Annotated in this window: 15 protein-coding genes; 13 read left to right on the top strand and 2 right to left on the bottom strand. The window is 63.9% G+C overall.

The genetic code is table 11. The features are described 5' to 3' along the window. Positions 1–78 precede the first annotated feature (78 nt). On the top strand, positions 79–516 hold the full coding sequence (locus tag OWC48_RS03715) for a DUF2147 domain-containing protein (protein WP_282518722.1): 438 nt from the start codon (positions 79–81) through the stop codon (positions 514–516). A gap of 183 nt (positions 517–699) precedes the next feature. Then, the gene (locus OWC48_RS03720) at positions 700–1143 is read left to right on the top strand and encodes an SRPBCC family protein (protein ID WP_282518723.1); all 444 of its coding nucleotides are present in this window, start codon (positions 700–702) and stop codon (positions 1141–1143) included. A gap of 273 nt (positions 1144–1416) precedes the next feature. On the opposite strand, the gene OWC48_RS03725 is transcribed toward OWC48_RS03720, so the two are convergent. After that, positions 1417–2748 (bottom strand): Hsp70 family protein, encoded by a 1332-nt coding sequence (locus tag OWC48_RS03725; RefSeq protein WP_282518724.1) that lies wholly within the window; start codon positions 2746–2748, stop codon positions 1417–1419. Between the two features lie 289 nt (positions 2749–3037). On the opposite strand from OWC48_RS03725, the gene OWC48_RS03730 reads away from it, so the two are divergent. Together OWC48_RS03730 and oxlT (OWC48_RS03735) are read left to right on the top strand one after the other, a co-directional pair. Further along, entirely contained in the window at positions 3038–3175 is a 138-nt protein-coding gene (locus OWC48_RS03730) for a hypothetical protein (RefSeq protein ID WP_282518725.1), read from the top strand. Between the two features lie 243 nt (positions 3176–3418). Further along, positions 3419–4711: an oxalate/formate MFS antiporter gene (gene oxlT / locus OWC48_RS03735; RefSeq protein ID WP_282518726.1), complete on the top strand. Its 1293-nt coding sequence runs from the start codon at positions 3419–3421 to the stop codon at positions 4709–4711. 79 nt (positions 4712–4790) lie between these two features. Here the strand turns inward: oxlT (OWC48_RS03735) and OWC48_RS03740 are convergent, their stop codons facing one another. Further along, positions 4791–4988 carry a hypothetical protein gene (locus tag OWC48_RS03740; RefSeq protein WP_282518727.1) on the bottom strand — a complete coding sequence of 66 codons (198 nt, stop codon included), beginning with the start codon at positions 4986–4988 and terminating at the stop codon, positions 4791–4793. Between OWC48_RS03740 and oxlT (OWC48_RS03745) the strand changes: the two genes are divergently transcribed. The 9 genes from oxlT (OWC48_RS03745) (at position 4975) to OWC48_RS03785 (ending at position 13943) form a co-directional block, all read left to right on the top strand. After that, positions 4975–6327 (top strand): oxalate/formate MFS antiporter, encoded by a 1353-nt coding sequence (oxlT, locus tag OWC48_RS03745; protein ID WP_282518728.1) that lies wholly within the window; start codon positions 4975–4977, stop codon positions 6325–6327. The genes OWC48_RS03740 and oxlT (OWC48_RS03745) overlap by 14 nt on opposite strands. 180 nt (positions 6328–6507) lie before the next feature. After that, positions 6508–6936: a CBS domain-containing protein gene (locus OWC48_RS03750; RefSeq protein WP_282518729.1), complete on the top strand. Its 429-nt coding sequence runs from the start codon at positions 6508–6510 to the stop codon at positions 6934–6936. A 98-nt stretch (positions 6937–7034) separates the two neighbouring features. Beyond that, positions 7035–8054 (top strand): 2-dehydropantoate 2-reductase, encoded by a 1020-nt coding sequence (locus OWC48_RS03755; protein ID WP_282518730.1) that lies wholly within the window; start codon positions 7035–7037, stop codon positions 8052–8054. Next, positions 8054–8839, top strand: a complete 786-nt coding sequence (locus tag OWC48_RS03760) for a fumarylacetoacetate hydrolase family protein (RefSeq protein WP_282518731.1) — start codon at positions 8054–8056, stop codon at positions 8837–8839. The genes OWC48_RS03755 and OWC48_RS03760 overlap by 1 nt, the downstream gene beginning before the upstream one ends. 243 nt (positions 8840–9082) lie before the next feature. Then, a complete protein-coding gene (locus tag OWC48_RS03765; RefSeq protein ID WP_282518732.1) occupies positions 9083–10489 on the top strand; it encodes a hypothetical protein in 1407 nt (468 codons plus the stop codon). 177 nt (positions 10490–10666) lie between these two features. Next, positions 10667–10870 (top strand): hypothetical protein, encoded by a 204-nt coding sequence (locus OWC48_RS03770; RefSeq protein WP_282518965.1) that lies wholly within the window; start codon positions 10667–10669, stop codon positions 10868–10870. Between the two features lie 58 nt (positions 10871–10928). Next, positions 10929–11579 (top strand): hypothetical protein, encoded by a 651-nt coding sequence (locus tag OWC48_RS03775; RefSeq protein ID WP_282518733.1) that lies wholly within the window; start codon positions 10929–10931, stop codon positions 11577–11579. A gap of 320 nt (positions 11580–11899) precedes the next feature. Further along, complete coding sequence (locus tag OWC48_RS03780; protein ID WP_282518734.1) at positions 11900–12895, top strand: nitronate monooxygenase family protein; 996 nt, start codon at positions 11900–11902, stop codon at positions 12893–12895. Positions 12896–12974: 79 nt separating this feature from the next. Next, positions 12975–13943, top strand: coding sequence for a zinc-binding dehydrogenase (locus tag OWC48_RS03785; RefSeq protein ID WP_282518735.1), 969 nt, complete (start codon positions 12975–12977; stop codon positions 13941–13943). The last annotated feature ends 230 nt before the right edge of the window (positions 13944–14173 follow it).

The following is a 14173-nucleotide window of genomic DNA, read 5'->3' on the forward strand; positions in this document are numbered from 1 at the left end:
TTGACCCAACCTTAAGCGCGATATATTGATCGTTTATCATGAAATATTTCATGACAATTTATCCAACATGGAGCCCCCATGCGTTCCACCCTCGTCCGGCACCTGCTCGCAGCGCTGTTGTCCATCTCCCCGCTTGGAAACGCCGAAGCCGCAACGGCCAGCGGTCCCGCCGGCGTCTGGCTGACACAGTCGGGCGACGCGAGGATCAAGGTGAGCCGTTGCGGCAATGCGCTATGCGGCAGGGTCGTCTGGCTGAAGGAGCCGATCGACAAGAAGACGGGCAAGGCGCAGCTCGACGACCATAACGGCGATCCTGCGTTGCGCGGCCGGAAGATCGTCGGCATCTCCCTGTTCATCGACATGCAGGCGGCCGGCGCCAATCAATGGTCGGGCAGGATCTACAATGCCGACGACGGAAAGACCTATGCGAGCACCGTCACCTTGCTGCCTTCGGGCAATCTCAATGTCCGGGGCTGCATGGGAACGTTGTGCGCGGGTGAAGACTGGACGCGGTGAGCGGCAAACCGATCCGAACAACTTCAAAGACAGCATCAAAGACAACATCCAGGGCCGCCGGTTTCGGCGGCCCCCGTTTATCTGCAATGCCATGTCGGATCGGCGGCATCCCGGTCGTCCTTGAGACATGAATGGGCCGTAGACGCCAAGGTCGGGCCCATCAATGCAAGAGGATGAAAGAACATGCCCAGCACTGTACGTCTGCACCGCGTTCTCTCGACCAGCCCGGAGAAAGTCTATCGCGCCTTCCTCGAGGCGGATGCGCTGGCGAAATGGCTACCGCCGAATGGCTTTACCTGCACCGTCCATCACCTCGAGCCCAAGGTCGGGGGAACGTTCAAGATGTCGTTCCGGAATTTCACGACGGGCAACAGCCACGCCTTCGGCGGCGAGTATCTCGAGCTCGTCCCCGGCGAACGGCTCCGCTACACCGACAAATTCGACGACCCCAATCTGCCCGGCGTGATCGAGGTGACCGTGACGCTGAAGAAGGTCTCGGTCGGCACCGAGGTTGACATCACCCAGGCCGGCATCCCCGACGTCATCCCGCCCGAGGCCTGCTATCTCGGCTGGCAGGAATCGCTGCGCAATCTGGCAAAGCTCGTCGAGCCCGAGATCAACCAGTAGCGGCAACATCAGTATCGTAGGGTGGGCAAAGCGCAGCGTGCCCGCCAATCTCTCTCAACCTCGGAAAGATGGTGGCACGCCCACCCTACGGCACTGACGCGCACCTTCATTGTGGCCATCCTTCGAGACGCCCGCTTTGCGGGCTCCTCAGGATGAGGAAGGAGGGCACGGCAGCAATTTCAGCGGGCGCCAATGCTGCTTAGCCTCATCCTGAGGAAACCGCGAAGCGGCTGTCTCGAAGGACGAGGCGCGCACTCAAATCGCGCAAAGGGCCTACGCGCCCGCTCTCGGCTCTATCCCGCCGCCTGCGGTCCAGCGATCGGGGTCGGGGCTATGTCCGATCAGCGCGAGGCCGTAGGCGATCGACTCGAACTGGTCGCCCGACATCAGCCGTTCGTTGCCGAACCGTTCGGCGAACAGCTTTCGGACGGCGGGCACGAACGAGGTCCCGCCGGTCAAAAACACCTTTTCCACCTCACGCGCGGTGATGCCGGCTTCGCCCAGCACCTTGTCGACCGTGGCACCCAGCCGGGCGATATCGTCGGCGATCCAGGTGTCGAAATTCTTCCGCGTGATGGTCGAGCCGATATCGACCCCGCCGCCCTTGAAGCGGAATTCCACCTGATCGTGCGCCGACAGCGCCACCTTGGCGTCGGACACCGCGCGGTACAGCGAGAAGCCGAGGTCGAGATCGACGATGGTGATGAAGTCCTCGAGCAGAGCAGGCTTCAGCGCGGTGCGCGCAAGCTCGCGGAGCTCGCGCAGATCGCCGTTGCTCTTCATCATCGCGAGTTGATGCCAGCGCGCGAGGTTGGTGTAGTGGCCGGTGGGGACCGGCAGCACCTTGTCGAACGAGCGGAAGCTCGACCCCTTGCCCAGCCGCGGCGAGACGACGTGGTCGACGATGCGGTAATCGAACGTGTCGCCTGCAATCCCGATGCCGGCGTGTCCAAGCGGCTCGGCACGCAAGGCACCGCCCACGCGCGAGAAACGCATCACGGAGAAATCGCTGGTGCCGCCGCCGAAATCCGCAACCAGCACGGTGGCATCGCGCTCCAGCCGGCGGGCGAACGAGAACGCGGCGCCCACGGGCTCGTAGACATAGCGCGCGTGGCCGGCGCCCAGGCGTTCGAATGCGGCCCGATAGCGCTGCATCGCCAGCGCCTCGTCGGGATTGCCACCGGCGAAGCGCACCGGGCGGCCGACCGTGATGGTTGACGTCTCGAAGCCGAACCTGTCTCCGCCATGGCGCGCCAGCGTTCGCAGGAACGCCGCCAGAATATCCTCGAACTTGTAGCGCTGCCGGAACACCTGCGTGGTGTTGAAGCTGCTGCTCGCAGCGAAGGTCTTGAACGACTGGAGGAAGCGGTAGACGTGGCGGCCTTCGAGGAACTGCTCGATCGCCCACGGGCCGCCCTCGGCCTGGGCTCCGGCTCCCGGCCGGTCCTCCCAGAAGCACAGGGCCGACACGTAGACGCTGTGCCGTTGTCCGCCGTGGTCGAAGCGGATGGCCTCGACCCGGCGGTCGTCCGCCGCGATCGCGACGACCGTGTTGCTGGTCCCAAAATCGATGCCGATCGAGACGGCGGCCGAGGCGCTCGACATGAAACACTCTGACAGTTGGTTGGAAGGGGGCAGACCACTAACGGCTTTGACCTGCCCTGCCAAGGCCCGGATCCGCAGGGATTCCGTCCAAATCCGCTCAAATGCGCGGCTTCAGCAGCCGTTTTGCAATTTTCAGCCCGGAACGGCCGCTTTAACGCATCATTATGCCGCAATGCGGGATGACGCATGCTGCTATGCAATGGCATGCATAGACAGTGGCATCTGGTATACATAAATTGCCCTTCGAAATGAGACAGCAATACTGACTGTCTCGAGAAAGGGAATTCCGATGTCCAAAGCCGCTTCCGTCGCGCTCGCCCCCTCCGCCTCGCTGTTCACCCGCTTCCTGGCCGCGGTCGACCGCTTCCTGATGGCGAGCGCCGAGATTTCGAATCACAACGGCGACCTGCCCCGCTTCGGCCTGTAAGCAGCGCCTCCCGCGCGGCAAGCGCGACGCGCCGGTTTCAGAACCGTCCACATGCTACTTTTGATGAATGGCCCCGCAGGACGGGGCCATTTCTATTTGCGTTGTCCGATTCACACGCCCAGGCCGCAAAGGTCTGCGGCATTTGCGCACGGTGAGCGGACCAGCGCTTGAACCTTGGCATAATGAATACAAGAATGCCTCTCCAGCGCTCGCAGAAAAATTAGAGGCGCCACGGGAGGCTTTATGACGGACATGGTGCAGGCAACGGCTCCAACCGCCGCGCGGGTTAGCGACACGTATCGCTGGGCGCAATTGGCGGTCGGTGTAGCGGCGATGGTGATGATCGCCAACTATCAATACGGCTGGACGTTCTTCGTCCCCGACATCCAGAAAAAGTTCGGCTGGGATCGCGCCTCGATCCAATGGGCCTTTACGCTCTTCGTGCTGTTCGAGACCTGGCTGGTGCCGGTCGAAGGATGGTTTGTCGACAAATACGGCCCGCGCATCGTCGTGCTGATCGGCGGCATTCTCTGCGCCATCGGCTGGGCGATCAACGCGCAGGCCACCACGCTCAACGGCTTCTATCTCGGCATGATCATCGCGGGCATCGGCGCGGGCGGCGTCTATGGCACCTGCGTCGGCAATGCGCTGAAATGGTTTCCCGACAAGCGCGGTCTTGCTGCGGGCATCACGGCGGCCGGCTTCGGTGCAGGCTCTGCACTGACCGTCGCGCCGATCCAGGCCATGATCAAGGACAGTGGCTTCCAGACCACCTTCCTCTATTTCGGCCTCGGACAAGGCATCGTCATCTGCATCCTCGCCTTCTTCCTGCTGGCGCCGAAGCCAGGCCAGGTGCCGGCCGTGGCGGCGAACGCCGCGCTGGTGCAGACACGTCGCAACTACCAGCCGACCGAGGTGCTGCGTCAGCCGATCTTCTGGCTGATGTACTTCATGTTCGTGATCGTCGGCGCCGGCGGCCTGATGGTGACAGCGAACCTGAAGCCGATCGCGGTCGACTGGAAGGTCGACAGCGTTCCGGTGACGCTGATGGCGGTGACGATGACGGCCGTGACCTTCGCGGCGACGATCGACCGCGTGCTCAACGGCCTGACGCGTCCGTTCTTCGGCTGGATCTCCGACATGATCGGCCGCGAGAACACGATGTTCATCGCCTTCGGCATGGAAGGGTTCGGCATCTGGATGCTCTATCTCTGGGGACACGACCCGCTCTGGTTCGTGCTGCTGTCGGGCTTCGTGTTCTTCGCCTGGGGTGAGATCTACTCGCTGTTCCCCTCGACCTGCACCGACACGTTCGGCGCCAAGTTCGCGACCACCAATGCGGGCCTGCTCTACACCGCAAAGGGTACCGCCGCGCTGCTTGTCCCGATCGCCAACTACATGCAGCAATCGTCGGGCACGTGGGACAGCGTGTTCATCATCGCGGCCGGCGCCAACATCCTGGCTTCGCTGCTGGCGATCATGGTGCTCAAGCCCTGGCGCAAGGTCGTGGTCGCGAAATCGACCGCCGCCGCCTGACGCGCACCACCACATCTAAACCAAGCACGACGCCCGGCCTCACGGCCGGGCGTTTTCGTTTTTACAGAACCCGCCTTGGCTACCGCTGATCTGAAGGGAACCGTGCACTTTTCTTGCGCTGCGTCACAAGATTGGGCTTGCCTTCTGGAATATGGTATACCAATGTCCCCGCCGCGCTTGCGACGATAAGCCACAATATTTGCGACACTGGGTCATCTTGCAATCCCAGGTCGCATTCAATCAGGCGCGTTGGGAGGTTATTGATGATTTCCAGCACGGACGGCGCCGTCACAGCCGCGCCTCTTCGCACCGGTTTCCGTTGGTTCCAACTCGCCATGGGCATCGTCTGCATGGCGATGATCGCCAACCTGCAATACGGCTGGACGCTGTTCGTCGATCCGATTGACGCCAAGTATCATTGGGGCCGCGCGGCGATCCAGCTCGCTTTCACCATCTTCGTCGTCACCGAGACCTGGCTGGTGCCGATCGAGGCCTGGTTCGTCGACAAATACGGTCCGCGCATCGTCATCATGTTCGGCGGCGTCATGATCGCTCTGTCCTGGGTGTTGAACTCCTACGCTGACTCGCTCGCCCTGCTTTACGCCGCCGCAGTCGTCGGCGGCATGGGCGCCGGCGCGGTGTACGGCACCTGCGTCGGCAACGCGCTGAAATGGTTCCCTGATCGCCGCGGCCTCGCCGCCGGTGCGACCGCCGCCGGCTTCGGCGCAGGCGCCGCGCTCACCATTGTGCCGATCGCGACCATGATCGTAACGAGCGGCTACCAGCACGCGTTCCTCACCTTCGGCATCGGCCAGGGCCTGATCGTGTTCGTGCTCGCCTTCTTCATCCAGCCGCCGCGGATCTCGATCCCGCCGAAGAAGAAGCAGCTCAATCTGCCGCAGACCAAGATCGACTTCACCCCGCCGCAGGTGCTGCGCGCCCCTATTTTCTGGGTGATGTATCTCGTTTTCGTCATGGTCGCCTCCGGCGGCCTGATGACCGCGGCGCAGATCGGCCCCATCGCGCACGACTACAAGATCGCCGACACGCCGGTGACGCTCGCGGGCTTCCAGATGGCGGCATTGACGTTCGCGATCTCTCTCGACCGCATCTTCGACGGTTTCGGACGTCCCTTCTTCGGCTGGGTCTCCGACACGATCGGCCGCGAGCACACCATGTTCATCGCCTTCGGCACCGCGGCGCTGATGCTGCTGACGCTGTCGGCCTATGGAAACATCCCTGTCGTCTTCGTGCTCGCGACCGCGGTGTACTTCGGCGTGTTCGGCGAGATCTACTCGCTGTTTCCCGCCACCTGCGGCGACACGTTCGGCTCGAAATACGCAACCACCAACAACGGCATGCTCTACACCGCGAAGGGCACGGCATCCCTGCTCGTCCCGCTCGCCAGCGTGATCTCGGCAACGTACGGCTGGAAGGCCGTGTTCGTGGTCGCGGTGGCGCTGAACGCGACGGCGGCGCTGACGGCGCTGTTCGTGATCAAGCCGCTGCGCCGCTCCTTCATCCTCGGCAAGGAAGCCGAGAGCGCGAATGCCGCGACGGGTAACGCCAAGACCGGCAACACCAAGACTGGCAACGCCAAGACCGAGACAGCGTAGCGACCACACGCCTTTCAATCGGTCGAAAGGGGCGCAGCGATGCGCCCCTTTTTGCATTTTGGCGTGATGACAAACGTCAGTATTGCTGCCGCAAGAATTTTCGGATCAGCCAAATCGAACGCTTGACGATTGGCATTATGTATACCACACTTCACCTGTCATTCACCCAGGGAGGTTGCAATGCTGGTCGGAGACATTCTGCGCAAAAAGACACCGCGCGTTGTCACGGTGCGAATGAACGAAACGGTGGGTATCGCCGCCAAGCTGATGCGCGCCAACAACATCAGCGCGCTGGTGGTCAAGGACGTGGTCCGTTCCGAAGGCAACACCGCGGTCGGCATGTTCACCGAGCGTGACGTGGTGCGCGCCGTCGCCGAGCATGGTGCCAACGCCATCAACGTCAAGGTCTCGCAGCTCGTGTCGGTGCAGCAGCTCGTGTCCTGCACCTCCTCAGACACGATCGAGCACGTCCGGCATCTGATGAACCGCAATCACATCCGGCACCTGCCCGTCATCGACGATTACAGCCTCGTCTCCGTCATCAGCATGCGCGACATTGCTGCTGCCGTTGACGAAGCGATCAACGGCTCGCCGCAAGCAGCAGCTTAGAGCGTCACACTTCCCCTGCGACGACCGGCCCCGGCTCGGACCTCTCCGAGCCGGACCGGATCTTTCGTCCCAAAATTCCGGACACCCGCGAGGATTTCATGAAGATCTGCATCTACGGCGCCGGCGCGATCGGCGGATATCTCGGGGTTCAGCTCGCACGCGCTGGCGCCGACGTCAGCCTGGTCGCGCGCGGCGCCCACCTTGCCGCGATGCGCGAGCGCGGTCTGACCCTGCTCGCGGGCGAGGAGAAGCACACCGTGCATCCGCGCTGCACCGACGATCCCGCCGAGCTCGGCGTGCAGGACTACATCATCATCACGCTGAAGGCGCATTCGATCACCGGCGTGATCGAGAAGATGCAGCCGCTGCTCGGGCCGCACACCCGCATCGTCACCGCCGTCAACGGCATCCCCTATTGGTATTTCTACAAGCACGGCGGCCAATACGAGAATTCGACGCTGGAGAGCATCGACCCCGGCGGACGGCAGTGGCGCGAGATCGGCGCCGAGCGCGCCATCGGCTGCATCGTGTATCCCGCCACCGAGATCGAAGCGCCCGGCGTGATCCGCCACGTCTACGGCAACAATTTTCCGCTCGGCGAGCCCTCCGGCGAAATCACGCCGGACGTGCAGCGCCTCGCCGATCTCTTCGTCGCCGCCGGGCTGAAAGCGCCGGTGCTCGACCGCATCCGCGACGAGATCTGGCTGAAACTCTGGGGCAATGTCTGCTTCAACCCGATCAGCGCGCTGACCCATGCAACGCTCGACGTGATCTGCACCGATCCCTCCACGCGTGCGCTCTCGCGCGCGATCATGGTGGAGACGCAAGGCATTGCCGAGACGTTCGGCGTCAAATTCCGCGTCGACGTCGAGCGCCGCATCGAGGGCGCCCGCAAGGTCGGCGCGCACAAGACCTCGATGCTCCAGGATCTCGAGCGTGGCCGTCCGATGGAGATCGATCCGCTCGTCACCGTGGTGCAGGAGATGGGCCGCCTCACCGGCATCGCCACGCCCGCGCTCGACTCGGTGCTGGCGATGGTGACCCAGCGCGCCCGCATCGCCGGCCTCTATGACGGCGTCTCCGCACCTGCCGATCCCCGTGCACTGGCGGTGGCGTGATGACGGGCGAGATGAAACAATGGCTGCGCTACCGCCATAGCGGTGCGACCGGGTTCGGCAGCCTGACGGCCTCAGGCATCAGCGTGCATGAGGGCGAGATGTTCGGCCGCCACGCAGCCACCGGCAAGATGCTGGCGCTGTCTGAGGTCGAGCTGCTCGCACCCTGCGCGCCCAGCAAGATCGTCGCGCTCTGGAATAATTTCCACGCGCTCGCCGCCAAGCTGAACCAGCCCGAGCCGCCGGAGCCGCTCTATCTGCTGAAGGCCACCACCAGCATCACGACGCCGGGCGCCGTGATCCGCCGCCCCTCTTATTACGACGGCAAGACCACCTATGAGGGCGAGCTCGGCATCGTCATCGGCAGGACCTGCGCCCGCGTCTCGCCGGCGGAAGCGGACAGCTTCATCTTCGGCTACACCTGCGTCAACGACATCACCGCCAACGACATCCTGACCAGCGATCCCACCTTCCCGCAATGGGCCCGCGCCAAGGGCATCGATGATTACGGCCCGTTCGGCCCCGTCATCGCAACCGGCCTCGATCCGGCCAAGCTCACCGTGCGCACCATCCTCAACGGGGCGGAGCGGCAGAACTATCCGATCTCGGACATGATCTTCACCGCGCAGGAGCTGGTCAGCAAGATCTCCCACGACATGACCCTGCTTGCCGGTGATCTCATCGCCGTCGGCACCTCGGTCGGCGTCGGCGTGATGAAGGAGCCGGTGAATATTGTGACCGTCACGATCGACGGCATCGGCGAACTGACCAACGAGTTTCGGCTCTAGCTCTCTGTCATTCCGGGCTCGCGACTTCGTCACGCCCCGGAATGATGACGGAGGGTGTGGGCCGCCACCACCCCAACTTCGGGAAAACCTGGCACTCTCCGCACCGCCCTCCACCGATCGGCTGACACCGGCGGCTGTGGATCGCGTTGGCTGACACGTCAGGCAATCCGCGCGCCCCTTGATCTCGGTTCCGCTCTCCAATAGCAACTATGGCGAGAATGTGTCCCGGGTGGGGAAGTCACGATGTGGCTGTTTTTCGTGGTTGCCTGGTTTGTCCTGCTAGCCGCGATCGCGATCCTCGCCCAGCAGGCGTTTGGTTATGACGTCGCGCACTTGCCTACGCTGTTTGCGGACCTGCCTATGCCGCAGCGTATCGCAACCGGCGCGATCGTGACGCTCGGGCTGGCGCTGATCGGCGCCCCCGCCTGGCGGCTCTCGCGTCAGGACCGGCGCCTCAATACCCTGCGCGACCGCCTCAAGAAGACCCGCGAGGACGTCGTCGTCGCCCACGCGCTGCAAAACCACCTCGACGCCACCGTCCAGCATCTGATCGAAAGCGATCCCCGGGAGGCCGTCTCCGCGCTCCACGACAAGCTGGGCGAGATTGAGCAGCGCGCGCTTCTCCAGCAGGGCCGCAACGAATCCACCGACATGCACGACCAGCTCGCCGAGATCCGCCGGCGCCAGCAGGGGGTACGAGAGATGGTCGGCAAGGTCGCCGATCAGCGGCGCGCGGTCGAGCCTGTTTTCACCGAGATCCGCGATCGCCAGAACCAGCTCGAGCGCTCCCTGCTCGACCTCGAGACCGACGACCGCAAGAACAACCTCGCCGACCGCCTGAAAGACGTGGCGCCCGACGTATCGGCGCTGCTGTCACGGGTGAACGCGGTCCAGGACACGTTCATGACCCTCAACCAGTACAAGGAAGATCTGGCGAAATCCCATGCCGAGCTGGTCCCGCTGCGCGCGTCGGACGCCGGCATCAATGCCCTGATCGGCGAGCTCGGCCTCAGCCATGACCGGCTGGCCAAGAGCATCGACGAGCTCGAGACCGGCGGCGAGGCGCCGCTCGACACTCGCGTCGAGACGCTGTCGAAGAACAAGATCGAGATCGAGCAGCGCCTTGCCCGCATCGACGACAACTTCAACATCCTGAAAGCGATCCGGCTCGATTTCGAGGAGCTCGGCCAGCGCCAGGCCCAGCTCGAACGCTCGCTCGCCGACGTGGAGACCGACCCCGACGGCAAGACCCTCGTCGACCGCCAGAACGCGCTGAACGATTTCGTCCTCCAGTCGCGCCAGCGCCTCGGCGCGCTGCAGGAAACGCTGGCAACGCTCAACACCTTCAAGACCGAGCTGTCGAAGTCGCAGGCCGACCTCGTCCCGCTGAAGGCGCCGGTGTTCGGGATCGAGGCAATGATCGCGGACGTCGGCACCACGCGCGACCTGCTCGCGAAAACGGTCGGCGAGATCGAGGCGAACGGCGACGTCACCCTCGCCTCACGCGTGGATGCCTTGACGAAGAGCAAGCGCGAAGTCGAAGACCGCCTCGCCCGCATCTTCGACAATTTCAACGCGCTGGATGCCTTGCGCAAGGATATCGGCGGCATCTTCTCGACGATTCGGAACAGCCTGAACCGAATCGGGTGAGTGCGCGCGGGCATCACGCAGCCCCCGAAACATCTGGAAACATCACATCTGTGTACGCCCGATCAATGCCGCCAACATGTCCCGCGCGCGCCGCAACTTGGTCGCATTCCGCCGCCCTTCTGTGAGGCGTGTCTGGGGGCACGGCCGTGCCGTGTTTGGACCAAACCTTCTAGGGGTATCACTGTGAAGAAGATTGTAATTGCTCTGGGTGCCACGCTTGCTCTGGTGACGGCTGCCAACGCCGCGGATCTGCCGCGCCGCCAGCCCGTGCCGGTCTATCCGGCTGAGCAGGCTCAGATCGGCAAGATGCCGATTGGCAAGAGCCCGATTGGAAAGACCCCGATCGGCAAGGCGCCGGGCCCGGTCGCGGCGCGCTACTGAGGCTTTAGCGAACGACGCGCAAAACCAGCGTAAGCGGCCGGTAGTCGAGGGGCACAGCGTGACGAACAAATCTGATCGATCGGGATCCTGCATCCTTGCGGGATTTGCCCTCGCGGCGATGCTCGCCTGCACGACCCCCTCGGCCTCGGCCCACGAAGCGAACAAGCGCGTTGCCGATGCCAATGCGCTTGCTACGACCGACTCCACATCGCGACCTCAGCCGCAATCGACGCGGCGCCCGGTCGCGCGCGCGGAGAAAGGTCCCTACTACGTCGACTTCCGCGCGCGGACGGCGGCGAGCTGGGGCCATGCGTTCGTCTGGTACGGCAAGACCAATGAGCGCGCCGTCGAAGTCGCGGGTCTCACGCCCGCCGGCGACACCTGGGCCTATGTGCTCGGTCACCTCACCTGGGTGCCAGCCGAAACCGGCGCGAGCTACGGCGATCTCGATCCGGACTATCTGACCGCGAACTATCGCGTCTATCTGAACGAAGCCGACGCCAAGCGCGTCTTCGCCTACATCAAGAAATTGCAGGCGAGCTCGCCGGTCTGGAATGCCGAGACCACCAACTGCACCGGCTTCATCGGCGATATCGCCGAGTTCATGGGCCTTGAGGTCCCCTACCGCTGGCAGCGCCCGGAAAACTTCGTCAACAGCCTCAAGGAAATGAACGGCGGCCGCCAGATGGTGCGGCTGTCGGCGGAGTAGCCGTTCACTCCATACTCGGTGTCATTGCCCGCGAAAGCGGGCAATCCAGTATTCCAGAGACAGCGAGGCTAGAGCCGAGAAGCCGCGGCGTACTGGATACCCCGCCTTCGCGGGGTATGACGGTGGAGTTTCAGGAAAGAGCTTGCCTCATCGGGCAACGGCGCCCCCAATTATCCGCCCTACGGAATCTCCCTCACCTCCCGCATGATCGCCCCGCCCTGACCGCACGCCCGCGCTGATAGACTTTTGCCACCCCCGGCGGCATCCTTCGGCCATCAACCGACAACAGAGCCTGCGGGCCGCCCGGGGGGAAACAGATCATGTTGCAGACACGGTTCACAAAGCTCGTCGGCGTCGAGCACCCGATCGTCCAGGGCGGCATGCAATGGGTCGGACGCGCCGAGCTGGTCGCCGCGGTCGCGAATGCCGGCGCGCTCGGCTTCATCACGGCGCTGACCCAGCCGACGCCGGAGGATCTCAGGAAGGAGATCGCGCGCTGCCGCGACCTCACCGACAAGCCGTTCGGCGTCAACCTCACCATCCTGCCCGCGATCAAGCCGCCGCCCTATGCCGAATACCGCGCCGCCATCATCGAGGCCGGCATCACCGTGGTCGAGACCGCCGGCAACAAGCCGCAGGAGCATGTCGACGAATTCAGGAAGCACGGCGTCAAGGTCGTGCACAAATGCACCAGCGTCCGCCACGCGCTCTCGGCCGAGCGCATGGGGGTCGATGCCATCTCGATCGACGGCTTCGAATGCGCCGGCCACCCGGGCGAGGACGACACCCCCGGCCTGATCCTGATCCCGGCCGCCGCCAACAAGGTCAAGATCCCGATGATCGCCTCGGGCGGCTTTGCCGACGCCCGCGGCCTCGTCGCCGCCCTGGCGCTCGGCGCCGAGGGCATCAACATGGGCACCCGCTTCATGGCGACCAAGGAAAGCCCGATCCATCAGCTCATCAAGGAGAAGATCGTCGCCAATGACGAGCGCGAGACCGAGCTGATCTTCCGCACTATGCGCAACACCTCGCGCGTCGCCAAAAACGATATCTCGACCAAGGTCGTCGCGATGGAGAAGGAAGGCGCCAAGTTCGAGGACATCCGCGAGCTCGTCGCCGGTGCCCGCGGCAAGATGGTCTATGCGACCGGCAATTCGGACGAAGGCATCTGGTCGGCGGGGCAGGTGCAGGGGCTGATCCAGGACATCCCGAGCTGCGCCGAGCTGGTCTCCCGCATCGTGCGCGAGGCCGAAGCCATCATCAGGAACAGGCTGGAAGGCATGATCGTTCATCCACAACGCGAAGCAGCGGAGTAAGAAGGACAACTATCGCCCGAGAGGCGAGGTGATACTCGCCGTCGCTTAAACAGATACATCAAGCGCAAGAAAGTAATTCATGAAGGCTTACGTCTACGGCCCTGGTGGAGCTACGATTTCCGACGTCGCTCAACCCACACCCAAAGGCGCGCAGGTGCTGGTTCGTGTCCGCGCCTGCGGGTTGAACCGCGCCGACACCGGCATGCGCAAGGGCCACGCCCATGGCGCCGTCGGGGGTGCCGGCACCGTGCTCGGCATGGAATGGGCCGGCGAGGTCGCCGAGCTCGGACCGGATGCCAAGGGCGTGAAGATCGGCGACCGCATCATGGGCTCGGGCGGCGCGGCGTTTGCCGAATACACCCTGGCCGATCACGGCCGGCTGTTCCGCGCGCCCTCGAACATGAACTTCGAGGAAGCCGCCACCCTGCCCGTCGCGCTCGCGACCATGCACAATGCCGTCGTCACCGTCGGCGGCGTGCAGCCGGGGCAAGCCGTGCTGATCCAGGGGGCGAGCTCCGGCGTCGGCCTGATGGCGATGCAGATCGCCAAGCTCAAGGGCGCCAAGCTCGTGATCGGCTCGTCGACCGATGCCTATCGCCGCGGCCGGCTCAAGGAATATGGCGCCGACCTCGCCGTCGACTCCTCCGACCCAAAATGGGTGGACGAGGTGCTGAAGGCGACGAACGGCGAAGGCGTCGACCTCATCGTCGACCAGGTCTCGGGCAAGGTCGCGAGCCAGAACCTCGCCGCCACCAAGGTCAAGGGCCGCATCGTCAATGTCGGCCGGCTCGGCGGCACCCATGCCGATTTCAACTTCGACCTGCATGCCGCGCGCCGGATCGACTATGTCGGCGTCACCTTCCGCACCCGCACCATCGAGGAGGTCCGCGAGATCTTCGACGAGGTCCGCAAGGACATCTGGGGCGCGGTCGAGTCACGCAAGCTGCAGCTGCCGATCGACAAGGTCTATGCGTTCGACGACATCGACAAGGCGTTCGAGCACATGGAGGCGAACAAGCACCTGGGGAAGATCGTCGTGACGCTGTGACCCTGGCCGGGCGACGAGCGCGCGGTCTCGTAGGGTGGGCAAAGCGAAGCGTGCCCACCATTCCAGCTAGCGATCGCGAAAAGATGGTGGGCACGGCGCTACGCGCCTTTGCCCACCCTGCGAGAGCTGGGCAAGTGGCTTAAGCCCGCATTCAATTCAGAAGCATTCGCAATAGCTTCGCTCCTGCAACTCACTCGCGACTACAGCTGTGGATCGTCGCTTGATGTTCA

The organism is Bradyrhizobium sp. Arg816 (assembly GCF_029989365.1).
Lineage (GTDB): Bacteria > Pseudomonadota > Alphaproteobacteria > Rhizobiales > Xanthobacteraceae > Bradyrhizobium.